The sequence below is a fragment of the Candidatus Nitronauta litoralis genome (assembly GCA_015698285.1).
GTDB classification, from domain to species: Bacteria; Nitrospinota; Nitrospinia; order Nitrospinales; family Nitrospinaceae; genus Nitronauta; species Nitronauta litoralis.
Window position 1 is genome coordinate 3,535,291 of record CP048685.1, and the last position, 24,531, is coordinate 3,559,821.

Sequence of the window (24,531 nt, forward strand, 5' to 3'; positions counted from 1 at the left end):
TCGGGCATTCCCTCTATCCGGTGACCAAGAAATACGGAGGATTCAATGAAAATCCTAATTAAGGGTGGACGGTTGATTGATCCGGCCAATGAAATAGACGGCCCCCACGATCTCCTGATTGAAAAAGGAAAAATCAAACAAATAACCAGTCCTGGTGGAATTTCTGAATCACAAAGTGAAGGGGCCAAAATAATCGACGCTACAGGCCTTGTCGTTTCTCCCGGGTTTCTGGATATGCACGTCCATTTTCGGGAGCCTGGTTATGAGTATAAGGAAACAATTGAAACGGGTTGCCAGTCTGCTGTGGCAGGAGGGTTCACTGGTGTCGCTGTAATGCCAAATACCAATCCGGTAAACGATAACCGTTCGGTCACTGAACTCATACTCAGTCAATCCAAGGCCCATGCCGGTGCATCGGTTTATCCAATTCCTGCAATCTCCCGAGGACTGAAAGGCGAACAGTTGACGGACATGGCGGAACTTGCTGAAGCAGGAGCTATTGGTTTTTCGGATGATGGCCGCCCGGTAACAAGCAACGAACTCATGCGCCGTGCCCTTGAATACAGCAAAATGTTCGACCTCCCTATCATTCAACACAGTGAAGTTCTGGACTTGACTGCTGGCGGATGCATGAATGAAGGGCTTATTTCGACTGAGCTGGGTCTCAAAGGAATGCCTACAGAAGCTGAGGACATCATGGTATATCGTGACATCTCACTTCTCCCAAAAACAGGGGGACGCTTACACGTAGCCCATATTAGCAGCGGTGGCGCGGTTGAACTCGTCAGACAAGCCAAAGCCAAAGGGCTGCCTGTGACCTGCGAAGTTGCACCGCATCATTTCATCCTGACAGATGAATCGGTAAGGGGCTACGACACCAATACTAAAATGAGCCCTCCCCTTCGGGCCCTCCGCGATGTTGAGGCGGTTAAAGAAGGGATGAAAGACGGTACAATCGACATCATCGCCACCGATCACGCCCCTCATGCCGACCTGGACAAAGAAGTAGAATATTCCTGCGCGGCGTTTGGAATTGTAGGGCTGGAGACAGCACTGCCCTTGTCAATGGAAATGGTAACCGAAGAGGTCATCACTCTCCCCAGAATGATCGATATGCTGACCGCAAGTCCCGCAAAACTTTTTAAACTGGACAAGGGTAATCTTGCGGAAGGTAAAGACGCCGACATCACTATCTTTGATCCTGACACAGAATACACAATCGACATCTCCAAATTCAGATCCAAAAGTAAAAACTCGCCTTTTGACGGACGTAAGGTAAGAGGACGGGTTCGCTACACATTGGTAAAAGGCAAAATCCTTTTCTCGGAGAATTAACCTGTAATGCAAGGTGTTCTGGTATTAGCAGACGGACGGGTATTTAAAGGACGTCTGTTTGGAGCGAAAGAAGAAGCCACTGGCGAAGTAGTATTTAATACCAGCATGGCGGGTTATCAGGAAGTCATCACCGACCCCTCCTATGCCGGGCAAATGGTGGTGATGACCTATCCTCTCATTGGAAACTACGGAATCAGTCCGGAAGACAACGAATCCGAAAAACCCTGGCTCACAGGCTTTATCATTAAGGAACTGAGTGGCATCTCCAGCAATTGGAGATCTCGTGAATCCCTGGATGAGTTTTTGGAGCGCCACAAGATTGTCGGCTTTCAGGGATTGGATACACGAGCCCTCACGCGACACATTCGTGATGGAGGAGCTCAACAGGCCATCATTTCGCCACACATCGATCAACTCGACGACTTGAAACAAAGAGCGCGTGAGCTCCCGTCAATGGAAGGGCAGGATTTTGCTAAGGTTGTGACTTGCCGGGAGCCTTATGAATGGGTCGAGGGGGAGTGGAACCTGGAAAAGGGATTTTCCAATCCGGTCACTCAGGCAAAATGGAATGTGGTGGCCTATGATTTCGGTATCAAACGAAATATTTTACGATGCCTGGTCAGTGCAGGATGCAACGTTAAAGTCGTTCCCGCTAATTTTCCTGCTGAAGAGGTGATGAAGCAAAACCCGGATGGGGTATTTCTTTCCAATGGCCCGGGGGATCCCGCAGCGGTCACCTACGCTATCGAAAATATTCGTAAACTTATCGGCCATATACCCATTTTTGGAATCTGTCTGGGCCATCAGATTTTGAGTCTTGCCCTGGGAGCTGATACTTACAAACTGGTATTCGGTCATCATGGCGGAAACCAACCCGTAATGGATAAAGAATCCCAGCAAGTGGAAATCACCTCACAAAACCATGGTTTTGCTGTCGCACCGGACTCCAAAGGGGATTTTGAAATAATTTCAATCAATCTCAACGATCAAACAGTGGAAGGTTTGCGCCATAAAACGCATCCCATCTTCTCAGTTCAATATCACCCGGAAGCATCGCCTGGTCCAATGGACTCGTCCCATCTTTTCAGTCGATTTGTAAATTTGATGGAGACCACCCATGGACGGCGTTGATATCAGTTCATGGGTGGAAACTATCTCAAGAGAGGTAGAGGAAGAATACCTTCTAGCAGCAAAAGAGGCTTATCAAAAGCTTTCTGGACCTGTTTTCCAGGATGACAAGTCTTATGAGCCCCGCATGGGATTATTTCTTGAATGGTTCGTTCTTTATTACCAACTTCCCAATTCAGGAAAGGTTCCTTTAAGGGATTTTCTGGAAAATAAACGAGAGGAATTGGACAACAATGAAGTTTCTGATCTTGAAACCATGACGCATTCCCTGCATGGCATTTTTCAAGTGACCCATTTAAGCGATCGACATACCCGGGTCCATGAATTATTTGAGGATAAAGAGTTCAGGGTCAATAAAACAGAAGCCGACTTTTTTTTCAGCAAAAATGATTTGTTCGAAGGCAACCTGTTTTCCCTCCTTGATGACAGTCTTTTTCCCATGAGAGACGATAACGCCTTTACCGGAAACTTTGTGTATCATCCCCCGGCGGTTTTCAAGTTTATCCGTGCAAAAGTCAAAGACGTGAGAACTATTGAAAAAGAGAGTACGAGTAAATTAAAAATTCGTCAAAAAGAATTGGACCGGATTGAAAAGAAATCGCAAACCAGCGAACGACTTTTAAGCAAAATTAAAAACAAAATCGAAAAATCCAGGAAACCTGAAAAACGTGAAAAGCTGGAGCAGGAATACCGGGAGAAGGAAAGAGAATTAAACGGTATCCGAGAAGAATTAAAAAAAGTCGAATCTGAAATTGCTAGTTTTAAAGCCAACGAAATGGGCTTTGAACTGAGAACTCGCCGATTCGAATTAATGCAACACCTGTCCTATATGAGCTTGAAATGGGAACGTTCAAGACAAATCGATATTAACGACATTTACAACGATTAATGCCAAAAAGAACTGACATAAAAAAAATCCTGGTTATAGGAGCAGGCCCTATCATCATAGGCCAGGCTTGTGAATTTGATTACTCCGGAACCCAGGCTTGCAAAGCCCTGAAGGAGGAAGGATACGAAGTTGTACTCCTAAACAGCAATCCAGCCACCATCATGACTGATGTTGAGTTTGCAGATAAAACTTACGTTGAACCTGTTACCCCGGATGTCGTCCGGAAAATAATTGCAGAAAATAGGCCCGATGCCCTCCTCCCGACAATGGGCGGGCAAACAGGGTTAAACACAGCGCTTGCCGTGGCAGAGTCCGGAGCTCTCGATGAGTTCTCTGTAGAGCTTATTGGAGCCAAAGTAGAGGCCATTAAAAAAGCCGAAGACAGGGCTCTATTCAAGAAGGCCATGGCCGCCATTGATCTCGAAGTGGCACCAAGCGGCTACGCCTCCACCATGGAAGAAGCTCTCGAAATTGTAAAAGAAACCGGGTATCCAGCCATCATTCGGCCCTCGTTTACCCTGGGAGGTTCCGGTGGCGGCATTGCCTACACTGAAGAGGAGTTTCGGTCAATCGTCCAGTGGGGTCTGGACTCCAGCCCTAACAGCACCTTGTTAATTGAAAAATCTCTGTTGGGATGGAAAGAGTTTGAACTTGAAGTGATGCGGGACTTACGGGACAACGTGGTTATCATTTGTTCCATTGAAAACCTCGATCCCATGGGAATTCATACCGGTGACAGTATCACCGTGGCGCCGGCCCAGACTCTCACTGACAAGGAATACCAGATTCTGCGAAACGCCTCCATTGCCATCATTCGTGAGATTGGCGTTGAGACAGGTGGTTCCAATATTCAGTTCGCTGTCAATCCAGAAAATGGGGAAATGATTGTCATTGAAATGAACCCGCGGGTTTCACGAAGTTCTGCCCTCGCCTCCAAGGCTACCGGTTTCCCGATTGCCAAAATTGCCGCGAAGCTTGCTGTTGGCTTCACTCTGGATGAAATCCAGAATGACATCACCCGTGAAACCCCAGCATCTTTCGAGCCCACACTGGATTACTGTGTGGTTAAAGTCCCACGATTCACTTTTGAAAAGTTTTTCAAAACCCCTCCCCTGCTCACAACCCAGATGAAATCGGTTGGTGAAGCTATGGCCATTGGTCGAACTTTTAAAGAAGCTTTGCAGAAAGCACTGAGGTCCCTTGAGATTGGTGTTTTCGGCCTTGAAGAGGAGTTTGAAGCCGCCAAAGGTTTGGAACACAGGAACATCACCCATCTTGACGAATTAAGAGAGTTGCTTAAAAAACCGCATTGGGACAGGCTGTGGCATGTCGCTGCTGCATTGAGACGGGGAATGTCTATTGAAGAGATATATGGAATTACCGGAATCGACCCCTGGTTCCTGTTTAACATAAACGAAATTCTGGAATTGGAATCCCGTGTCAAAGAGAACCAATCCATAGCCCAAATGGATTCAGACCAACTGAGGCAAGCTAAAGAAATGGGGTTTTCGGATCCGTACTTATCCAATCTCCTGTCCTGCAAACCTGAGGATATAGCGAACAAGCGGAAGGATTTGGGTATCTTACCTGTATATAAAAGAGTCGATACCTGTGGGGCAGAGTTTGAGGCTCACACTCCATACCTTTATTCCACTTATGAAGAGGAATGTGAAGCAGCCCCTACTCAGTCCAAAAAAATAATGATCCTTGGCGGGGGCCCAAACCGAATTGGACAAGGAATAGAATTTGATTACTGCTGTGTCCATGCATCCTTTGCCCTTAAAGAAGCCGGATTTGAAACCATCATGGTCAATTGCAATCCGGAAACTGTAAGTACTGACTACGATACATCGGATCGCCTCTATTTTGAACCACTCACTCTGGAGGATGTCCTTCACATTGTGCGGATTGAAAAACCGGACGGAGTGATTGTTCAATTTGGGGGCCAGACTCCCCTGAAGCTTTCCATGGCATTGGAACAGGCTGGCGTTCCTATCATTGGCACCAGTCCGGATGATATTGACCGCGCAGAAGATCGTAAACGGTTCACTGACGTTCTCAATACTCTTGGTCTAAAACAAACTCAAAACGGTACAGCAACCTCATTTGAAGAAGCTCTCGAAATAACGCAAAGTATCGGTTACCCGGTGGTCGTCAGGCCTTCTTATGTATTGGGAGGCCGAGCCATGGAAATCGTTCATGATGAAGCCGCTTTAAGCCAATACATCAAACACGCAGTCAAAGCATCCCCTGAGCATCCCATTCTGATAGACGGTTTCCTCAAAAATGCAACTGAGGTTGATGTTGACGCAATATCAGATGGTGACCATGTGGTGATCGGGGGAGTAATGGAGCACATCGAAGAAGCCGGGGTACATTCGGGCGACAGCGCCTGTTCCCTTCCGCCCTTTTCTATAGCTGCTCCCGTCATTGAAGAAATCAAACGTCAGACAAAGCTGTTGGCAAAGGAACTCAATGTTATTGGATTGCTCAATATACAATTTGCCATACAGGGGGAAGACATCTTCGTCCTTGAAGTCAATCCAAGAGCTTCAAGGACCGTTCCTTTTGTAAGCAAAACAATCGGAGCCCCTCTGGCCAAGCTAGCGGCCCGGGTTATGGCTGGGGAAACTTTACAGTCATTGGGTTTTACGAATGAACCGGAATTCAAACATATTGCCGTAAAGGAATCTGTCTTCCCCTTTATTAAATTTCCGGATGTGGATGTCTTGTTAGGACCGGAAATGAAGTCCACCGGGGAGGTCATGGGACTGGACACTGACTTTGGCAGAGCCTTTGCCAAGTCGCTTCTGGCAACAGGTGTAACCCTTCCCTCAACAGGAACAGCGTTTATCAGCGTCAAGGATGACGACAAGGACGCCGCCCTTTTAATTGGGAAAACTTTAAAAACTTTGGGCTATCAGCTTTTAGCCACCCGAGGTACTGCAAAATTCTTCCAGGACCATGGAGAGGAAGTTAAGGCAATCAATAAATTCCTTGAGGGGCCTCCACACATTGTAGATTGTATCGAAAATGGTGATGTTCAGTTAGTGGTCAACACTACCTTTGGAGTCCAGGCGATCAATGATTCATTTTCACTACGGCGGGCATCGTTGACACAAAACCTTCCCTACTGCACCACAATTCGGGGAGCTCAGGCACTGTTAGCGGCATTAGAAGCGATGAAAAAAAATGAGCTTGGGATAAGATCTTTGCAGGAATACCGGGACGACATTAAATAATATTTTCAAAATCCTAATTCAAAACCCAAAATAGAAAAGAAATCGAAACTTGTGATAGTACCCCGGGGATAATTCCGTTCACGTACCAAATCTTCAAAGGGCCGGTTAGATTCAATAGCTGCCAAATCACTTCCACTTGCTTGCCCAGTCTTATCCAGAACATTTATAGGAAATTTTTCACCCCGTGCAATCAATCCTCTTTTTAAATTAGTGCCTACCAAAAGGACTGCTTCCGAAAAACCCTCCCCTGTTTCTGATACACGAACTGCCCCAAGGCGTTTAAAGTGATCACCCAGGTCAGCCCCCGTGATTGGGTCTTCCAGATTTGGTGTGAGTTTATAGATCGTGAACTCATCACCAATTTTCACTCCGTGTTTGCGACCAACATTCAAAGTCACCGTCTCCTGATCTTCATCGACAAACAAAACCTGGGAATCCAATGGGATTTCATTCAGGAAACCACTTAGATATTGAAATATCTTTTCTGTCAGGTTCTCGATCGCATGCCCCATAGACGTTTTTTGAAAGTCAGGGTGGCCTGGAATAAGTGATTCCTCCGTATTTGGAAAGGGCTCTATTCCTCCATGCCCCACCGCCCAGAAATACTTTTGAGAAATAATCCTCTGGGTAAAATTATCGACTAACTTCAGGTGCAGGTGGACCTCGGCTAAATAATCATCCTCAATATTCAATCCAATCATGGAAGCAGGAACCTCGACATGAGGACTGAAAACCTGCAGTTCGCCTTCCAGGACAAATTGAACGGGAAGTTTTTTCTGCTTTTCCTTTTCAGATGAAACGTCCTCCCCCGTATCCATTGCCAACGGGTCATCTTCCCCTTCATCATCATTTTTTACAGGGGCATCACTTTTCTCCCAGAGAATGTTGGGGGAAAGAATCCCTCTTTGGTCAATCGCCACAGCGACCACTCTTCCGGGATCGTAATCACCCTCCCAATCCATAGGATTGAGTATAGCCCCCATTTTGACAGTCTTGATGTGTTGGGCACTCGCATTAAAAGGCCCAAAACAAAAGGTCAAAAAGGCAATTGTCAAAATCACAGGAAAAATCCGGTTACGGCTCACTTTTTTCATCCTTGTTTATTGATTGCCAGTACCATTGTATAATAGATCCGTTACGCCCCGAACATCCTGGATTGAACCAATCAATTATTCTCATCAACCTACACAGGCCACGATTTTTACTATGCTCAGAAAAGAATTTCCTAAGCTTCTTATCGGATTTATCGCCTTGATCCTTACCCCTGTTTCTCCGGTTTTTGCCAATTCAGCTCCAGAAGGTATGGTTTTGATCAAGGGCGGCTGTTTTATGATGGGTACGGATAAGCATTATCTTGTCACATTTGAAAATGAACCCAATCATATGGAGCGGCCGGCACATAAAGTTTGTCTGGATTCGTTTTACATGGATACCCATGAAGCCACCCAGAAAAAATGGAAAAAATGGATGCCGAACCTTCCAACCACCTTAATCGGTGATGATTTGCCTGTTGATCACGTTCGATTTAGGGAAGCACGGACCTTTTGCGCGCGCAGGGGAGGAAGACTACCTACTGAGGCGGAATGGGAATACGCAGCCAAGGCAGGCTCAACAGCCGAAAATTTCTGGGGCGATGGTATCAATGGAGACTATTCGTGGTATGACAGAAATTCAACTCGAAGACCCCACCCGGTTGGAACCAAAAAACCGAACCCCTGGGGTCTTTACGATATGATGGGAAGCGTATGGGAGTGGGTTTCTGACTGGTACGATTGGACTTATTACCAGAGAAGCCCAATTCAAAATCCCCAGGGTCCTAAGTTTGGAAGTGCCAGGGTTATCAAGGGTGCCTCCTGGCTGGATGACAAGTCTTATTTCCGTGCAGCCATGCGAGTGCGTGGTAGAGCGGATCCCACAGAGACATTTCTTGTCGGTGTGCGCTGCGTCAAATCAACCAAGGGAAAATAGAAACTTACCTGAATTGAATTCGCTTAAAATCAACATTCATAAATCGGATTTTCCTTGGAAACAAAAGTAATTAACAGACTCTATCAAAAACTCGCAAAATCCCTGCCTGAAGCAAAACCGGAGCTGGAATTTACCAGCAATTTTGAACTTCTGGTAGCAGTAATTTTAAGCGCACAGGCAACAGACAAATCTGTCAACGGAGCAACCTCCACCCTTTTTAAAACACACAATACACCCCAGGCTATTTTAAAACTGGGACAAGCTAGATTACAAAAAAATATCCAGACTATCGGACTTGCGCCGACCAAGGCCAGAAACATAATCAAAACCTGTAAAATCCTATTGGAGAAACATGAAGGAGAAGTTCCTGACAAACGGGAATTCCTGGAAGCTTTGCCTGGAGTAGGAAGAAAAACAGCAAACGTGGTCTTGAATGAAGCCTTTGGAGAGCCAACGATAGCCGTTGACACCCATGTTTTTCGATTGGCGAACCGAACGGGGTTGGCGAACGGAAAAACGGTTGAAAAGGTAGAAGAGCAACTGATGAAAGTGACCCCAAAACGATGGCTGCAAAATGCCCACCGTTATTTGATTCTCCACGGTCGCTATGTTTGCAAAGCCAAAAATTTCTCCTGTTCAGAATGCGTCATAAATAAGGAATGTGAATTTGAAAATAAGCTTTTCCCGGACACACGTTCTTAAGTTCTAGTTACCAAAGTATAATTTTTCAGTTTCATTAAGCGGCTTTATTACAACTAAGAATTAATTTAAGGGAATTTTAGTGCTCAAATGAAAATTATGAATAACATTTCCATAGCTCTGTATTTGTTTCTCATTGCAGGGTGCTCAAGCACGCCTGAGAATACCGGAACGGCCTCAGAAATCCCGAACCCCATAAACGAAGTATTCCATAACCCCATCCCAAAAAATTACGTTCTGGGGTATAAAACACTTAATGGAAATATGGAATTAAAGGAATATGTCCCAAGAGGTGAAACTTCAGAAAACTGGACTGAAATGATCACAGTCCAGACCTATCTTGGAATGGTCCAAACCTCCCCAAGGAAATATGCTTCCTTAATAAAAGGAATGGGAAAACGGGTATGCCCAGGAATCAAATCGACAGTGGGCAAGGCAACCATTCAAAATGGATATGAAGTTTACAACTGGAAGCAGGTCTGCAATTTAAATCCCAATACTAATCGCGTTGAAGCAACATTGATCAAGGCCATTGCCGGATATGAAAATTTTTACACTATCCAAAAAGCCTGGGCCTATTATCCAACCGAAAAAGAAACTCTGACCTGGAAACACTTTCTAGACAGTACAACGGTTTGCGACACTGGATTACCTGATAGGCCCTGCCCTAAAAACAGCCCCAGGGAACAGCCGGTTGAATAAAGCCGGAGAACCACTCTATTCCCGCGTTCTCTCGCGGCTAAAAACCGTTTTACCCGAAAACTCCCAAATATCATCCACCCTTATAGTTTCCGGATCAGACCAGTACCCGATTCAACATCTGGTTTTAGGAAAAGGAAATTCGCAGCGTGCTTTAATTTCTGCCGGGATCCATGGGGACGAACCCGCAGGGGTGGAAGCCCTTCTTACTTTTCTTGAAAAAAAATTTTTTCAAAAATATATCGATGACTGGGAATTGAACATTATCCCCTGCATCAACCCGTCTGGATATAATGCGTCAACCCGCGAAAACGCTGACAAGATTGATCTCAACCGCAAGTTCAGGGATACCAGCCCGCCCCAGGAAGTGGTATTTATTAAATCTCTATTTAAACGCGCATTTGACCTCGATATTGAACTTCATGAGGACATTGACTCACCTGGGTATTATTTATTTCAGAAAGAAGCGGAACCCATTTCTCCACTAGGACGCAATATCCTGAATGAAGTATCAAAAATTATGCCAATTAATTTGGAAGAAGAAATTGAAGAGTTGCCCGCGGAAAATGGCCTACTTGCCCATCTGTCGAATCCGGATGAAATGGAATGGTGGCCAATGGCAATATACGCGTTTTCAAAGGGATGCAAGAAAGTTTTTACTCTCGAGACGGCAACCAAACTCCCAATGGATATGAGGGTCCGCGCCCATTTAAAAGCGATTGAGGTAGCTCTGGATAATTTTTAGAGGTCAGGCTTTTATAGCGGTTATTACAGGGATCACAACTGGAGCACCTTCGGCAAGGGCATTGATATTTTTTTCCTGATTATAGTTACTCAGGAGCCACATAGGAATCACATAAATATCGTTACATATTTCCCAAATCGTTTCTCCACGTTTCAGGTTCCGAATGACCACTTTTTCAACCCGGTAGTTATTAAAAAAGTCTTCCTGAATTGCGCGATGATATTCCTGGCGTTTTTCTTCGAAATCCTGAGCTGTCTTTTTATAAAGAGGCACACGCAAGGACTGGTTTATCTGAAGAGACGCTCGACGCCCCAGTTTATTAAATTTCCTGAATTCCGCTATGGAGATACCTGCCCAGTCGGCATAATGACTGAGCGTTTCTTCAAAGTCGACAGCAATTATCCCCACCTTCCCATTCTTGTGTGAACCTCCGGAAAACTTTACCGGCATGAAGGCAGGACGGTTTTTATTAAAATGCTTCGTCGTGCTGATGGCATCAGAGTATTCGATCTTTATTTTCCCGCTACCCTCAGCCTGCATTGGTGCCACACTGGCCACCAGCTTATCATCCGCTTTCTTAGGTTGTTTTGTTTTGATAGAAAGCTTTCTTTCGGGTTTAACCAGCCCCGCAGACTGTAAGCTTGCAACTTTTATCGTTTGTCCTGGTTTCAAGCGGTCAGGGTTGCGCAACCTGTTTACGCGAATGAGATCTTTGACTGACATATCAAATCGACGGGCAATTTTGGAAAGATTGTCGTGACGCTTCACGCGGTAGTTTTTCAGATTATCGCTAAGATAGAGTTGGGGTTTGCGGGACTTGACGGAAGCCACTTTGACTGTTTGCGATTTCCTGACTGCTTTTGCCCCCCAAGGCATCTCGAGGACTTGCCCTTTGTAAATCCGGTGTTGATTGTCAATGTTATTTGAAACTTTGAGAGCCCTGACTGAAGTCCGCATTCGCCTGGCAATACTTGACAAAGTATCCCCCCTACGCACGGTATACCATCGTGATCTCACCTGTTTGCTGAAACGATGAGAACTCGGCAAGCTTGCGATTTTCGTCCCAAGATTGGAGACTTTACTTGCCGGTGCCTTCAACAGGAAGTTTTTCGGAATTCTTTTTTTGCCCGATATTACAGGCTCGCGCAAGGCAGGATTGAATTCGGCAATCTCACCCTTTGTCATGCCCAGATTTTTTACAAGGTCATCAATATGGATAAAATATTTCAGTCGTGTGGATACCGTTTTGATCGGTTTGTCCATCACCACTTTTGGGAAATACTTTTTATAATTTTTAATGATTCCCAGAGCGGCTAAAAATTCTGCATAAAAATTCCGGGAAGCAAAACCAAAAGTGCGACTTTTGTAACGTTTTATGATTTTGACAATATCATTTCCATAGCGACGTTGTGCCCGCTTCATGCCATTAACGCCGTGGTTGTATGCGGTAATAGCTAAAGGCCAGGAACCCAGCTCATCATAGTTTGATTTTAAAAGCCTCGCGGCAGCATTTGCCGACAAAATGGGGTCACGTCTTTCGTCAACAGAATAGCCAACCTTCATGAACAGTCGCCCTGTACTGCGAGTGAACTGCCAGACACCTGCGGCACCAGCTGAGGAATAGGCATTGACCTGAAAAGAGGATTCAACATGCGGTAGCACGGTGAGCTCTTCTGGCATCCGGTGGAGACGAAATTCTCTCTGAATTCCTTCCAAATATTTGCCGGACCTCACAATACCTTCTCTGAACCTGTCTTTTTGACCAATCTGTACCCTGATTTTTCTTGCGGCGCGTGAATAACTTCCCTTAACAAGCTTGGCAACTCGTCGCTCTTCACTTGTTAATCCCAGTGTTCCTTTACGCTTGGCAAGCTTCCTCAATATTTTCTGGTATTTTCTCCGGACAGGGTTGACCTTGGCAGAACGCCGACGATGTCCAAGGCGTTTTTCACCGAGATAGACCACTTCATAAATTACACTGAGGTCTTCAGAGTCATGGAGGATGGCGTGGCGTGTAGTGTATTCTGTGTAAACCTTGGTCCAGAATCCAACAGCGCTTTCCAAACCACGGGGTGTGGTGAACCCCTTTTGCCCGCTATGGAGAGATGTTCCCTTGCTCCAGCCTGAGGTGACCGAGATCAAGAGAAAGCAAACAAAAGCAATTAACGTGAATGGAGCCTTCAATCGTAACAACAAGAACTGTAACTCCCAGGGAAATGCGCAGGATTGTTTGCCGGGCCAGATTCGTCAAGGCCGGTAAGGTCTGGAATTAACGAATCAAGCAAAAATTCAATAACTCCTTTGTTTTTAAAAGGATAACAGAGGGTCTTCAGCGAGTCAAGACCTTTTGATTACTGGTTACTGAGGGGTATGAAAGCCCCCTTTGTAATCAGAGTTCATTTTATAAACCCAGGCCAATAACTCTGCTACTACCAGATAAACAGAAGGAGGTACCTCCTGATTAACGTCCACTTGTGACAAAACTTCAACCAGGTCAGGATCTTCTTTGATGGGAATTTTATGCTCCCGGGCCAGTTCAATAATCCTTTCTGCCATCAGTCCCTTGCCTTTGGCGGTGACCTTGGGAGCTTGATCCTTTTCTTTATTAAAATGCAGGGAAAGTGCCGATTTTTGGTGCTTTTTTTTCTTCATGTCCTTACATCCACCAGACTGCTTAAACTTTTGAAAACCCCCTCTGGCAACTCATCTATAGGTTCCTGAATTTTTTCGGGGTTTACCTGACCGTTAATTTCGGATTCAAATCCCATCTCTTTCAATTGTTTTTGAAAAATCTCGAAACCATCCTTTACGAACCCCAATACCTCTTCATTTTCTACAGCAACATTTAGACCCAGTGTTTTATTTTGAACCCGTGCATCCAAACGCACGTTTCCTAGTTGTGATAACTCCAGAAAAAAAACCAGGGTGTATTTCTTTTTTCCTTCGGTTTTGTTGCTTTTGGGGTCATCCCCATCTTCCCTATAAAATACTTTTATGGGTCTTCCTTGAGGCTCCAGCATATTTGGGATCATCAATGACATCGGATGATTCTCCTGGCGAGCAACAACCTGCGTGAGCTGATGAATATCCAGGTTTTGAATGATTGCCTGCGTCTGCCTGCCAAGAGACTGAAAAGTCCCATCGCCTGTTTTAATCCCGGCCCCAAATCGTTTTTCCAAAACTCTGGACAATTCCTGAAGCTGTCCTTTGAAATCCTGCGTCACGGCTTGCTTTAAACCCGAACCTGTCGGGTTTTCCAAAAACCGGCTAAGCCGGGATTCAAAGCTGGCTCCCGTCCTGGCAATATTTTCACGAATTGCTTTGGCCTCAACTGGCTCACTTTGCACCGCTTTTAAAACATTGAGAGTTTCTTGCAGTCTGGACTTCAATTCATTTGGAATGGTTTTGGCTTCAGACTCGCTCAACCTGAAAAAAGCACCTTCGAAATCCTTGATCAATTGGGTGAGAGGTTGCCTTCCCGGCAAAAGAGATTGAAGTAGTTTCAAAGCCGGATTTTGGTTTTCTGACCCTCTTACAGCCAGAATAAACCCATCACCTTTCGGCTCCGCTTTAATTGACAGTTCCGTGCCTTCAAGCAAGGCTGTATTACTATGGAAAAGCGTAACTTCCCGCCCCCGCAAACTCACCTGAACAGTATTGGAATCAATTACCAGGTTTAGGCGGCCTGGGACCTGGTTATCAGGGGTCAATCCAAAGGCAGAAATTTCCTTTAATGAATAAACAGGAGGTGAGGGTAATGTTTTTTGCGAAGCATTTGACACCTTCACATGATCCAGGAGCCCGGCACTGGCTTTGGAACTGCCTTTTATAGCTGAGGGATTCTGGTTCTTCTGCTTCACCGTTCCCTCAAGGAGTTTAAAAATCGGTGTCGGTGAAAGCTGTTCAACCCGAACCTGAAAACTCCTTCCTGGACTCTGCGGTTGATTGAATTCTACAGCCGCACGGTGCCCATTTAATTCAACAAGGTTCTTTCCAGAAGACAACTGGTCAATCACCTTTCCCGACACCACCTGCCCGGGGACAAAGTTTTTGATGAATTGATCCAGTGAAGCCAGTTTGAGCGTTTGAACTTTCAGGGATGGGTCATTCTGAAAAATGATACGGAGGGATTCTGCACTGTTAAATTCAGGAACCACACTTTTCTCCAGGAAGGCGATGCGATTGTGGTGGTTTTATACCCTTAAATCGAGATGGGAGCTGGGATTGCCCTCAACTATGGGAACACTTACTTCAGGGGCCTCTACTTCTTTTTCGGCACCGGCTTGCTTTTTCTTGATCCTGACTTGTCGGTTGGAGTTTTTTCCATCAGGGTCGGAGGGATTTGATTCTTTCGTATCTTCTGGGTCCTGGATTTCGTTTTGCTCAATATCGTCCAAAGCCGTTCTTTCTTCCTTAAGAGACTGGTCTACCCGCTGTTGTGCCTGGGCCTCAACAACCACCTTTTCCACAGAAGAACTCATCTGGAGAACGTGTTGAACACTGGCAGGATCGATTATCGGCATCACCTTCCCCTTAACAGACTGATATTATTACTATATCCCTTGAACAACATCTGTCAACCGGCTCACCTGATAATAAATTCAGAAAAATAAACATCATTTATCTTTCCGCTTCCGGTAACAAGAAGGGTATTCGTGGATGTAACAATCTCACTTTTCAGACGTTCCTTTATCGGTTTTTTGGGGTTCATGAAATCCCTGGGCCGTTTCCTTTCAAGAATTTCATAAATGGTTTGCCTGATCAACGGCAATACATTGTCAATCTCTTCATTTAACTTGATATTACTCATTTGGAGGTGAATCTGGATATGCATAAATTGTCCGGTCTCTTTTTTCTTATCCTTTAAAGGCAAAAAGAATGGCTCCAGCTTATAAAAATTAGGGGCTTCAGCTTCTCTTAGTGCCTGTTTTTTTTCTTCCGTTAATTCAGGGTCCTCCAAAGGTTTAGCCAATTCTTCGAGGGTTGGAGGTGCTTCTTCATCCGCCCCCATCATTAAAAATCCAACCGCCCCCCCAATAACTAAAACAGCGCTACCTGCAATTATGAGTAACTTCTTTTTACTTTTCCCACCTTCTTCCTCAACTGCTTCGCCTTCTTCCTTTTCCGTTTCCTCCTCAAGCAGCCGTTCTAACGCCTGGGCTTCATCTTCTGTGTCATTTTCTTCTTGTTCAGCCATTTGATCCGATCAGGGCTTTAAGGTTTTCAAACAGTTTCTCTACCCTTTGCCCCAGGTCTTCAAGTGAAGAATCGTTTTCCAGAATATAATCCGCTACCGCCTTTTTTGCATTCAGGGGCATCTGACTTCGAATTCTGAGCCTGGCATCATCTTCCGCAAATCGCCCCTGGGCCACTATCCGACTTATTGCCTGTTCTTCCGGACAGGCCACTACAACCACCTTATCTACTTTTCGGTAATTTCCTGATTCAATTAACAGAGCAGCATCCAGAATCACGACTGATGAAGGGGTTTTAATGCTAATTTCCCTAAACTCCACCTGTTCCTGCTCAAACACTTTCGGATGAAGAATCGTTTCCAGCTTTTTTTTCTGCTCGGCGTCTTTAAAAATAATTTGCGCAATTCTTTTGCGATCAAGAGTCTGGTCCGGCAAAACTATCTCAGGCCCCAAAGCCTCCGCGATTTCTTTCCATGCTGGCTTACCCGGTTCAACCAGACGTCGGCAAATCTGATCAGCATCAATGATGTGTCCCCCGAGCCTGGAAATCATTCCAGATACAGTCGATTTTCCAGCCCCCATCCCTCCTGTTACACCGACTAACAATGCCATATAAACTCTTGAGTAATTCCAATTTCAGGAAGTGTCTGCCTCTCGACTTAAAGCTTCGTCATATAGTCGCATCATACGGCGCGTCACGGGTCCCGGCTGACCATCTCCAAATGGTCGCCCATCCAGATGAGTGACAGGCATAACTTTTTTAACCGTTCCGGTGATGAACGCTTCATCCGCCTTTATCAGGCTATCAGGAGGCCATTCACCTTCTTCTACCAATACTCCGTTTTCCTGAGCAACCTGGAGAAGAACGTCACGTGTAATTCCGGCAAGAATTCCACATTCAAGCGATGGGGTCATTATTCGACCATCACTTACAAAAAAGAAATTACTGGTGGTGCATTCGGTGAGATGGCCCTCATGATTCAGCATCAAAGCATCCTGTGCCCCCATGCTGTTAGATTCCAGCTTAGCTAACACATTGTTAAGGTAATTTCCTGTTTTTATTCCAGGACTGACCGTGTCCCTGGAGTTGCGTTTGACCGAAACCAGAGCAACGTTGATCCCCTTTTCATAGTTTGCTTGAGGGTATGGTTTTAATTCCTTAACCAGAACCAGCAATTCGGGGTTCGAACAAGAAGTGGGGTCAATATCAAGTTCACCCACACCCCGGGTCACGATAACCCTTATGTAAGACTCTTCATTACCTGCTTCCGTTACCGTACGGTCAATTTGTTGAACAATGTGCTCATCGGACCACGGGATTTCCATGGAAAGTCCGGCAGCTGAGTTTCGTAACCGCTTCAGATGCCCCATCATGAAACAGGGAACACCCTTATGGGTTACAACAACTTCGTAAATACTATCTCCGAAAAGAAAACCATGATCGAGAACAGAGATAAAAGCATCTGGTCCAATTTCGCCATTTAAATTAATTTGCGTGGTCATTTTTATTATTCTTTGGTTACGGACCGGATCAGGTCGTCTAGTTTTTTCTGATCTTCCTGACTGTGTTTGTCCTGTGGTTCCGATTTTGAAACCCCAAGCTCTTCCGCCTGTTTTTTTAACTTTTCAAACTGATCATTCATCTTTTTCATTTTTTCAATATCCGGCATTTCTTCTTTTAACCTTTTAACCTTATTAAGATTCCTTTCAAAAAACTCGTCATCGACATTTAAAAGACGTTTTACCTCGACCGTAGTTTTCTCCAAATAAGGAGCTGTAACAGAATCACGGGTAATGTCTCCGTAAAAATCAGGAAACCATTGGAGCGGGACAATCACCATTGCCAACAGGGCTGCCGCTTTTAAAAGACCAATTCCCCCACCAATGATTCGGTCCATACCGGAAAGAGTATCCGACTTATGCAGTAGTTTTTTAACAAGAAAACCTATTAAAGAAACCGCCATAGAAAATACCAGATAAAGACCAACAAAGCCTACAGCTCTGGCGATAGGTTCGGAATCGATAAAGCCCTTTAGCTCAATCGCGGCTTCATGGTTATACTTTATTGCGACCAGGTACCCTACCGCGATAGAAAGCAGGGAAAACACCTCTTTAATCATTCCCCGAAACAAGGAATAAATAAGGCTGACACTTAAAACCAGAACGACGATAGTATCAAAAGTTGTCATTGGCTCTTTTGGAAAAGGCGGGTTGGAAAATATGAAAATTGAAAAGCGGAAATAGCCTGACTATCGCAGACTACCTCTAAGTTTATCGAGGATCAACCTGAAGGTTGAGGTGAAGGGCAGCGTTTCATCCTGAAGTGAGGTTTCAATTTCATTTAGAGACCAGAAACGTCCCTCGGAAATTTCATCAGGGTTAATTACAATATTTGCATCAGAGGTGCAGAGATAAACCCTGACATGCTCAAAAAAGGTCTCCGAACAGGCGCTGAATTTCCCAATTTCCTTTAGATCCGCTTTGATTCCAAGTTCTTCCTCAAGTTCACGGTGCGCACAACTTTCATAATCCTCTCCAGAATCGACATGGCCCGCTGCAGAAGTGTCCCAATAACCCGGATTTTCATCCTTAGCCAGTGATCGCTTCTGGAGAAACAATTCCCCTTTTGAGTTGAAAACAAGAATATGAACGGAGCGATGCCGCAATCCCCGCTCATGGACTTCCTTCCGGGTTGCCTGTCCTATGACCTGGTCATCCTGATCGACCACATCAAAAATTTCTTCTGACTCATGCATGAGAGTATTCCAACCTATTCCTATTCAATGGAGCCCCTGAGATAATCCAGCTCTGCCGGGACCTCTTTCTCTTCGCAATAATTATGGGATGCCAGGATTTTCAAGTCATCCAGTATTCTTTTGTCTCCCTCGAATACCACCGTCTTATACCCCTTGTCCGCCAATTCTCCTCCAGCTTGCAACAAACCCATTACAGATCGCGCATCAATCTTTTCATTATCAATAATAATGCAGGCATCACCTTCATAGCGCCGAACAATTTTGGAAACATAGGTAGAGGGTCGGGCATGAAATCCAAGCGGGTCTGGCACCGGTAACTCATAACGAACCGTTTTCACAAAAACCTTTAGAAGCTCTTTGCTGAGCTTGTCCCCTTCATGCACATAGTAAAGAGAATAATAAAAACAGTAGTTCACGACGTGGGACAATAAATCGTTTTTATCAACCAACCCGCTGATAACTTTCTTTGCTTCACCTTTTCTGATTTCATCTTCATGACGTTCATAAAAATGAATCAGCCAGATCATCATCTCGAGCAGGTGAAGTGGCATCGAGATATAGCCACGCAGGCCTTTCAACCCCTCATGCTTCTGTTCAATGGGAGTACTTTTTATGTAGGTATCGAATTCTGATTGAATACTGTGCACCAGATTCATTAACATACGTGCGTTTTTTTCATCGATTTTGTCAGGAACAATTGCTTTCAATGCTTCAGGCACCTGTGTCCGCTCAACTTGCATCGCCTCCATCAGACTGCCCACTGCTTGCATTTTTTCCAGCATGTCAATGATCCGGTCTTCTTGTTCATTGACCTCTTCACCTTCTACATTTTTTGGAAGCCGCTTATTGGCTTCCAGCAATGCAAAATTATCAGGATCGATGGCAGCCTCGGGAATTGCCAACTGGTTTTTCTTCCCCTCTTCAATACATTCCAAAAAGAGTTTCAGGATGGAGTTATTTAAAAAGTCCAGAACCACATTTGAATCGTTAAAAAATCGCCCTTGCACTTCCTCAGTATCCCGCAACTTGTAAAAGGGATAACGATCAACCAGATGCTTACAAAAAAATGCTGCTTTAACCAGGTTTCGAATACAGGCAACATACTCTGTAAAACCGGCCCAGGTTTTATTTTCGCGGGCACCGTGTTCATCCAGGAAACTTTCCAGTAACTCCGCCTCTTGAATCAGACTCGAATAGCATTTCCGGGTCGCACCTCCGTCGCCTTGAGGAAGGTCTCGAAATGCATTGAAGGTTTTGAAAAATGCACCACAGCTATCCTGAAGAAGAATCAAAAATTCTTCTTCGGAAATTATTTGATTCAGCGATTTTGGTTCCAAAGTACGACCAGGGAAGTGTTGCTATTCAATTTATAGAATTGCGAGCTTTAAGTGCTGGAGGCAGGTATTTATACCAGCTTTCCAAATGCTCCTCAGAAGCGGATGGAATCACAAATGAATGGTAATGAAAGTTCGGGCGAAAAGGTTTTTTCTTGAGTGGCATTCCAGCTTCAACCGCTGTCCTGCTGCCTTTTTTCAAGTTACAGGGTTTGCACGCCACCACAACATTAGTCCAACTGGTACCGCCTCCACGTGATTTGGGAATAACATGGTCCACCGTCAACATATTCTCGCGAACTCCACAATATTGGCAGGTGTAATTGTCTCTTCGCATTATATTCTTTTTACTGAAAGACAATCCTTTGCCCATATTTCGCCGTACCATTTTCAAAACCCGTATTACCGTTGGCAAAGCAAAGCTCTGGTTTGGCGAACGGACAATATACCCGTTTGATTCTATTTTTTCCGCCCGTCCAGACAAAACCATGATGATCCCCCGTTTTGCCGTGCAAAATTGCAGGGGTTCATAAGAAAAATTAAGAATCAGAACTTTTTGCTCATCCAGCATACGAATTCCTTTTCATATCAAAGAAATACACGAGGAAACCGTCGAGAAATTTTACCCTTTAGGCCTAAGTGCGTCAACCGGTTTGATAAGAACCTACAATTTAAAAGGTATTTTTTTCAGGAAATTCAGAAAAGGTTACCCTGCCCCAGTAGATTATCAGGGTCAAAACAATTTTTTATCGTTTTTAAATCGGCTAGCGCTTCATCGCCTACCATTTCATGGTAGTACTCTTTTTTTAGTTTGCCGACTCCATGTTCCGCCGAAATCGTTCCCCTCCAGGCAAGAACTTGATCCACAAACTTTTCATAAACTTCTTTTGCGGTTGTCATCTGTGACTTATCAGGCAGCAGGTTTATGTGAAGATGGTTATCGCCGATATGCCCAAACATGACATTGGGCAAACCTGATTCTTTTAATACACTTCGGTAAAAGTGCATGAGATCAACAAAATGTAAATCGGTAACCGCCATATCCGTACCAATTTTAACACGTCCCTCACGGCTGTTCTCTTCATTGATTATTAAAGGAAGTCTATGCCGAAATTCCTGGAATTTTTCCAGATCGGCATCCGATTGAGAAAACCACGAATCCTCTAACGGAACCCTCATATTGTCCAGAAATTCAAACCAGGCTTCCAGATAGCGGTCGTAATCATCCATGGACTGAATATCCTGCTCAAAGTAAAGAGCTGCCATGGCACCAGGAGATATATTTGAAAATTCCGGTTTAAGCCTTTTCAAAGAGTTGGAATCAAAATACTCCAAAGCACAGGGTGAAATTTCCTGGACTTTGGATTCACGAATCTCCTTTACCAGGTTCCAACATTGCTCTTCATCTTCTAAAAATAATATTCCACTTAAAAAATCTGCAGGTGAAGGTATAGTTTTAAGTGTGATTTTCGTAAAAAGGCACAAAGTGCCGTCTGAACCAACAAACAAATCGAGCCAATCCATATCCGGCTGAACATAAAATCCAGCAGCGTTTTTGCACTGGGGACTTGTGTAGTTGATATCTGGGAATCTGATTTTTGAACCGTCGTTAAAATCAAGATCACTTGATATTTTTTGCCCTCTGGAGACCTTGGCACAACGCCCATCTACCAACACTATTTCTACTTCTTCCACATAATTGCGAGTGGCGCCCCACTTGTAACTCCTCGATCCTGATGCGTTGGTCGACAAGGTTCCGCCCAGACTCGCCCAGGTTTCCGTTGGATTTGGCGGGTAAAACCAGCCTGATCCCTTTAGATGGCTCTGTATATTTTTTATGGTAACGAAAGGACCGGAAACAAGTTTCCCCATTGAATCCGGCCCAGATAACTCCTTCAGCTTTTCCATTGAAATTATAGTTCCCGACAAAGGGATGCCGGAAGCTGTCAAACCCGTTCTCGCACCAGAGATGGTTATTGGTTCCGTGTTGCTCTTTAAAAATTGAATCAATTCCTCGACAGAATCAGGGATCACAACAGAGCTTGCTGTTCCGTCAGGAAAATTTGAAGCATCCTTCAGGTAGGGTGCGATAGCAGAGGAATCTTTTTTGATAATCATGAAGACCCCTCGGAAATACGAGAGGATTCCATCAAGCCGTTTGCCTGAGGGGGGAGAAACCCGGCGTAGCCATTGTGACGCTCTATCAACTCCAACACGGTATATGCCTCTCCCTCACGCATTTCTGGTTTTGTAAACACCTGACGCAGATCAGATCCAACTTCACCCACAATACTTCCTGCCATTTCAAACCCGCTCTTTTCCATGGCACTGATCGCTTTTTCGATATCTTGTGTCAATAATGCGACATGGTGGAAACATTGGTCTCCATGAGCACGAACCCACTTGGGGATCAGGCTCTCCTGTCCTCGTTCATCACTATAGGCCTGATCCACAAACAACGCAGGATATCCCGGCTTGCGATAGACTTTTGCCCACCAGCTATCAAACTTCAGAACCCCTATTAAAGAGTCGTACTGGTATCCCAACCCAATAAACTCCTTCACCCGCTGTTCCACATCCATTGTTCTAATTGTGCAATGATCCACAAGGGGCATTAAACCGATACCCAGTTCGTTGAGTTTCATATTGAAATGTCTTGCCACAGCATTTCCTTCTAAAAATCTCGCTATGTAGTCCTCAAAAATAGCATCCAGTTCAGTCATGGCATTCTGGCTCCCCAAAGAAGATTTAAGGACGAATCCAATAAACTTACTACTTTATTTTATCACTATGGAAGGGAGTGACCAATGTTTGTCACTCCTAAGATAATTAAAACGGAAGGTAAAGCTCTAATGAGGTTTTATTTGCCAACACGTTTTCAGTAAATTATTTTCGGCATTCAGTCGGTCAATTCTACGTAAAATTTTCTCCCCTGAATCACAATGGTAAAAGGGAAAATCCAGCAACAAACGGCCAACCGTATATCGCGCTTCCACAAATTGCCTTGGGCCATACCCTATCTGACGAACATATTCCACAGGTCTTCTTAACCGGGACCAATCCCAGAAACCATCTAACCCAGTCCCTCTTTCCAGTTCGAGGGCATGGGCAATACTATCAGCGATTAAAAAATGTCCGTTAATATTAGGATGAACGTGTTCAAGAAAAAAATTATCACCAACGATACCATCCGAAGCCACTTTTTCCATTTTACTTTCCAAATCAACAACAGCAATTCCCTTATTTTTTCCAACTTTTCTGACAACAGCCTGCATCCCGGCACAAGCTCTTAAATGAACTCCATCAAATTCACGAGCTAATCGATATTCCTTTCGTGCCTCTACCTTATTCCCCTGTGCCTCCAATAACTTACCCAATAAAAAATGACTTTCTGCAAATCCCGAATCCAATTTAACCGCTGCTTTTAATTTGTTAAAAGCAAGGGCTGTTTGTTTCAATTTTATAGATTCGCGTCCTTCTTCAACCAATTTTTTCATGCGAGACGTTTCCATACCCGAGAGACCTTTATCGGGAATTGAACGAATAGGTGGGAAGTCCCTTATATTTGAAGCGGGGCTCAGGAGCATGACCTGAATCCCTTCATTCCTGGCGAGGGTGACTATACGGTTCAAGTTTTCCTGATAGTTCTTGAGAGCGATTGAATGCTCCGTTTGGTCCCAGGTAATATTCGACTTGGACAACATAGCTCGAAACATGTTGACCTGACTTTTTCTGTTTGCATCTTCTTTTCCTACACCTTTAACTTTCATCACCATTAATTCTCCCGCTAAAAACAGTCTGGAATGATGAAGGTTCCTCACCAGATCCATTATCCAACGCTGGTTACCGTAATTAATGGTGGAATTGACTCCAAAGTGACCGATAAATTCATTGTGGCCTGAATAGATTATCAGCAGGTCAGGTTCGTAATTGATTACCTCCCGGGTCAGGTCCAACACACCAAAACTGCTCAAAGCATCGTAGCCCGCATTGATCACTTCAAAATTTTTTCCCGGCACTACATCTTTTAAAATCATTTCGAGAAAGCGGGAATAATTAATCTCACGACCAGTGAAAGGAAATCCTCTGGTCGTTGATGCGCCTAATGTGAAAATTCGAAAAACTCCTTGTTTTTTTTCGGTAAAAAACTCGGTATCCTGAAACCAGGGTTTTTCTCTCATCAAAGAAGAAAAATTTACAGGCAGATGTTTGAAATAATGGAGGGCAACATATTGGGAGTTGAGAGAAGACTTACCTTTATGGATTTTTGAGTCCTGGATAACAAAATTATAGGCTTCCCCATAGCCTCCCCATCTTAGGGTCAATTCCCCAATCAATATCAGCAATAAACCAAAAAGAACCAGGGCAATGCGTCCAAGCCCCTCTCTTAAATCACAACCCATCATAAGCGATTTTTTCTAAAATGGTAGGAAATGGACTACAGGCATATCCTACCACAGAAATGTAACTCCAATTAATTAGAATATTTGGGGCAATTCTTGACACCTCCTGACAACAAAAAGTATCCTGTTCCCGGAAAA

At 44.5% G+C, this 24,531-nt stretch carries 23 protein-coding genes; 8 read left to right on the forward strand and 15 right to left on the reverse strand.

The window, feature by feature from the left end; translation table 11 throughout:
- Positions 1–45 precede the first annotated feature (45 nt).
- Genes G3M70_16170 through carB form a run of 4 tightly spaced genes read left to right on the forward strand, consistent with a single transcriptional unit; the run spans position 46 to position 6,594 of the window.
- Entirely contained in the window at positions 46–1,335 is a 1,290-nt protein-coding gene (locus tag G3M70_16170; protein QPJ63328.1) for a dihydroorotase, read from the forward strand.
- 6 nt (positions 1,336–1,341) lie between these two features.
- Positions 1,342–2,466 carry a glutamine-hydrolyzing carbamoyl-phosphate synthase small subunit gene (gene carA / locus G3M70_16175; protein ID QPJ63329.1) on the forward strand — a complete coding sequence of 375 codons (1,125 nt, stop codon included), beginning with the start codon at positions 1,342–1,344 and terminating at the stop codon, positions 2,464–2,466.
- A complete protein-coding gene (locus tag G3M70_16180) occupies positions 2,453–3,352 on the forward strand; it encodes a hypothetical protein (protein ID QPJ63330.1) in 900 nt (299 codons plus the stop codon). The genes carA and G3M70_16180 overlap by 14 nt, the downstream gene beginning before the upstream one ends.
- Complete coding sequence (gene carB / locus G3M70_16185; GenBank protein ID QPJ63331.1) at positions 3,352–6,594, forward strand: carbamoyl-phosphate synthase large subunit; 3,243 nt, start codon at positions 3,352–3,354, stop codon at positions 6,592–6,594. Before G3M70_16180 ends, carB begins: the two co-directional genes overlap by 1 nt.
- Before the next feature lie 5 nt (positions 6,595–6,599).
- Here carB and G3M70_16190 read toward each other — a convergent pair whose 3' ends face one another.
- Positions 6,600–7,556 (reverse strand): hypothetical protein, encoded by a 957-nt coding sequence (locus G3M70_16190; protein QPJ63332.1) that lies wholly within the window; start codon positions 7,554–7,556, stop codon positions 6,600–6,602.
- A 244-nt stretch (positions 7,557–7,800) separates the two neighbouring features.
- On the opposite strand from G3M70_16190, the gene G3M70_16195 reads away from it, so the two are divergent.
- From G3M70_16195 to G3M70_16210, 4 genes are all read left to right on the forward strand, one after another.
- Positions 7,801–8,562: a formylglycine-generating enzyme family protein gene (locus G3M70_16195; GenBank protein ID QPJ63333.1), complete on the forward strand. Its 762-nt coding sequence runs from the start codon at positions 7,801–7,803 to the stop codon at positions 8,560–8,562.
- 54 nt (positions 8,563–8,616) lie between these two features.
- Positions 8,617–9,264 carry an endonuclease III gene (gene nth / locus G3M70_16200; GenBank protein ID QPJ63334.1) on the forward strand — a complete coding sequence of 216 codons (648 nt, stop codon included), beginning with the start codon at positions 8,617–8,619 and terminating at the stop codon, positions 9,262–9,264.
- Positions 9,265–9,360: 96 nt separating this feature from the next.
- Positions 9,361–9,963: a hypothetical protein gene (locus G3M70_16205; protein QPJ63335.1), complete on the forward strand. Its 603-nt coding sequence runs from the start codon at positions 9,361–9,363 to the stop codon at positions 9,961–9,963.
- Positions 9,956–10,705: a M14 family metallocarboxypeptidase gene (locus tag G3M70_16210; protein QPJ63336.1), complete on the forward strand. Its 750-nt coding sequence runs from the start codon at positions 9,956–9,958 to the stop codon at positions 10,703–10,705. The genes G3M70_16205 and G3M70_16210 overlap by 8 nt, the downstream gene beginning before the upstream one ends.
- A 3-nt stretch (positions 10,706–10,708) precedes the next feature.
- On the opposite strand, the gene G3M70_16215 is transcribed toward G3M70_16210, so the two are convergent.
- The 14 genes from G3M70_16215 to G3M70_16280 all read right to left on the reverse strand — a co-directional run bounded on the left by G3M70_16215 (position 10,709) and on the right by G3M70_16280 (position 24,396).
- The gene (locus tag G3M70_16215) at positions 10,709–12,901 is read right to left on the reverse strand and encodes a LysM peptidoglycan-binding domain-containing protein (GenBank protein QPJ63337.1); all 2,193 of its coding nucleotides are present in this window, start codon (positions 12,899–12,901) and stop codon (positions 10,709–10,711) included.
- 162 nt (positions 12,902–13,063) lie between these two features.
- On the reverse strand, positions 13,064–13,357 hold the full coding sequence (locus G3M70_16220) for an EscU/YscU/HrcU family type III secretion system export apparatus switch protein (protein ID QPJ63338.1): 294 nt from the start codon (positions 13,355–13,357) through the stop codon (positions 13,064–13,066).
- Positions 13,354–14,862: a hypothetical protein gene (locus tag G3M70_16225; GenBank protein QPJ63339.1), complete on the reverse strand. Its 1,509-nt coding sequence runs from the start codon at positions 14,860–14,862 to the stop codon at positions 13,354–13,356. The genes G3M70_16220 and G3M70_16225 overlap by 4 nt, the downstream gene beginning before the upstream one ends.
- A 36-nt stretch (positions 14,863–14,898) precedes the next feature.
- Positions 14,899–15,228, reverse strand: coding sequence for a hypothetical protein (locus tag G3M70_16230; GenBank protein ID QPJ63340.1), 330 nt, complete (start codon positions 15,226–15,228; stop codon positions 14,899–14,901).
- A 62-nt stretch (positions 15,229–15,290) separates the two neighbouring features.
- Complete coding sequence (locus tag G3M70_16235) at positions 15,291–15,902, reverse strand: hypothetical protein (GenBank protein QPJ63341.1); 612 nt, start codon at positions 15,900–15,902, stop codon at positions 15,291–15,293.
- A complete protein-coding gene (locus tag G3M70_16240) occupies positions 15,895–16,512 on the reverse strand; it encodes a dephospho-CoA kinase (GenBank protein QPJ63342.1) in 618 nt (205 codons plus the stop codon). The genes G3M70_16235 and G3M70_16240 overlap by 8 nt, the downstream gene beginning before the upstream one ends.
- 24 nt (positions 16,513–16,536) lie before the next feature.
- Positions 16,537–17,403 carry a branched-chain-amino acid aminotransferase gene (locus G3M70_16245; protein ID QPJ63343.1) on the reverse strand — a complete coding sequence of 289 codons (867 nt, stop codon included), beginning with the start codon at positions 17,401–17,403 and terminating at the stop codon, positions 16,537–16,539.
- Positions 17,404–17,408: 5 nt separating this feature from the next.
- Positions 17,409–18,089, reverse strand: a complete 681-nt coding sequence (locus G3M70_16250; protein ID QPJ63344.1) for a hypothetical protein — start codon at positions 18,087–18,089, stop codon at positions 17,409–17,411.
- A gap of 60 nt (positions 18,090–18,149) precedes the next feature.
- A complete protein-coding gene (locus tag G3M70_16255) occupies positions 18,150–18,656 on the reverse strand; it encodes an NUDIX domain-containing protein (protein ID QPJ63345.1) in 507 nt (168 codons plus the stop codon).
- Positions 18,657–18,676: 20 nt separating this feature from the next.
- Entirely contained in the window at positions 18,677–19,993 is a 1,317-nt protein-coding gene (locus G3M70_16260) for an HPr family phosphocarrier protein (GenBank protein ID QPJ63346.1), read from the reverse strand.
- A 25-nt stretch (positions 19,994–20,018) separates the two neighbouring features.
- Entirely contained in the window at positions 20,019–20,561 is a 543-nt protein-coding gene (locus G3M70_16265; protein QPJ63347.1) for an HNH endonuclease, read from the reverse strand.
- 125 nt (positions 20,562–20,686) lie between these two features.
- On the reverse strand, positions 20,687–22,108 hold the full coding sequence (locus G3M70_16270) for an FAD-binding oxidoreductase (GenBank protein QPJ63348.1): 1,422 nt from the start codon (positions 22,106–22,108) through the stop codon (positions 20,687–20,689).
- Positions 22,105–22,713, reverse strand: coding sequence for a hypothetical protein (locus tag G3M70_16275; protein QPJ63349.1), 609 nt, complete (start codon positions 22,711–22,713; stop codon positions 22,105–22,107). Before G3M70_16275 ends, G3M70_16270 begins: the two co-directional genes overlap by 4 nt.
- Positions 22,714–22,839: 126 nt before the next feature.
- Complete coding sequence (locus G3M70_16280; GenBank protein QPJ63350.1) at positions 22,840–24,396, reverse strand: hypothetical protein; 1,557 nt, start codon at positions 24,394–24,396, stop codon at positions 22,840–22,842.
- Between the last annotated feature and the right edge of the window lie 135 nt (positions 24,397–24,531).

What these genes read in the sequence shown, in the direction of transcription:
- G3M70_16275 (QPJ63349.1), bottom strand. Translation starts at nt 22,713, where the DNA reads ATGACTGAACTGGATGCTATTTTTGAGGACTACATAGCGAGATTTTTA.
- G3M70_16180 (QPJ63330.1), top strand. Translation starts at nt 2,453, where the DNA reads ATGGACGGCGTTGATATCAGTTCATGGGTGGAAACTATCTCAAGAGAG.
- G3M70_16240 (QPJ63342.1), bottom strand. Translation starts at nt 16,512, where the DNA reads ATGGCATTGTTAGTCGGTGTAACAGGAGGGATGGGGGCTGGAAAATCG.
- G3M70_16265 (QPJ63347.1), bottom strand. Translation starts at nt 20,561, where the DNA reads ATGCTGGATGAGCAAAAAGTTCTGATTCTTAATTTTTCTTATGAACCC.
- G3M70_16220 (QPJ63338.1), bottom strand. Translation starts at nt 13,357, where the DNA reads ATGAAGAAAAAAAAGCACCAAAAATCGGCACTTTCCCTGCATTTTAAT.
- G3M70_16170 (QPJ63328.1), top strand. Translation starts at nt 46, where the DNA reads ATGAAAATCCTAATTAAGGGTGGACGGTTGATTGATCCGGCCAATGAA.
- G3M70_16280 (QPJ63350.1), bottom strand. Translation starts at nt 24,396, where the DNA reads ATGATGGGTTGTGATTTAAGAGAGGGGCTTGGACGCATTGCCCTGGTT.
- carA (QPJ63329.1), top strand. Translation starts at nt 1,342, where the DNA reads ATGCAAGGTGTTCTGGTATTAGCAGACGGACGGGTATTTAAAGGACGT.
- G3M70_16195 (QPJ63333.1), top strand. Translation starts at nt 7,801, where the DNA reads ATGCTCAGAAAAGAATTTCCTAAGCTTCTTATCGGATTTATCGCCTTG.
- G3M70_16205 (QPJ63335.1), top strand. Translation starts at nt 9,361, where the DNA reads ATGAATAACATTTCCATAGCTCTGTATTTGTTTCTCATTGCAGGGTGC.
- G3M70_16255 (QPJ63345.1), bottom strand. Translation starts at nt 18,656, where the DNA reads ATGCATGAGTCAGAAGAAATTTTTGATGTGGTCGATCAGGATGACCAG.
- carB (QPJ63331.1), top strand. Translation starts at nt 3,352, where the DNA reads ATGCCAAAAAGAACTGACATAAAAAAAATCCTGGTTATAGGAGCAGGC.
- G3M70_16270 (QPJ63348.1), bottom strand. Translation starts at nt 22,108, where the DNA reads ATGATTATCAAAAAAGATTCCTCTGCTATCGCACCCTACCTGAAGGAT.
- G3M70_16245 (QPJ63343.1), bottom strand. Translation starts at nt 17,403, where the DNA reads ATGACCACGCAAATTAATTTAAATGGCGAAATTGGACCAGATGCTTTT.
- G3M70_16250 (QPJ63344.1), bottom strand. Translation starts at nt 18,089, where the DNA reads ATGACAACTTTTGATACTATCGTCGTTCTGGTTTTAAGTGTCAGCCTT.
- G3M70_16230 (QPJ63340.1), bottom strand. Translation starts at nt 15,228, where the DNA reads ATGCCGATAATCGATCCTGCCAGTGTTCAACACGTTCTCCAGATGAGT.
- G3M70_16235 (QPJ63341.1), bottom strand. Translation starts at nt 15,902, where the DNA reads ATGGCTGAACAAGAAGAAAATGACACAGAAGATGAAGCCCAGGCGTTA.
- G3M70_16190 (QPJ63332.1), bottom strand. Translation starts at nt 7,556, where the DNA reads ATGGATTGGGAGGGTGATTACGATCCCGGAAGAGTGGTCGCTGTGGCG.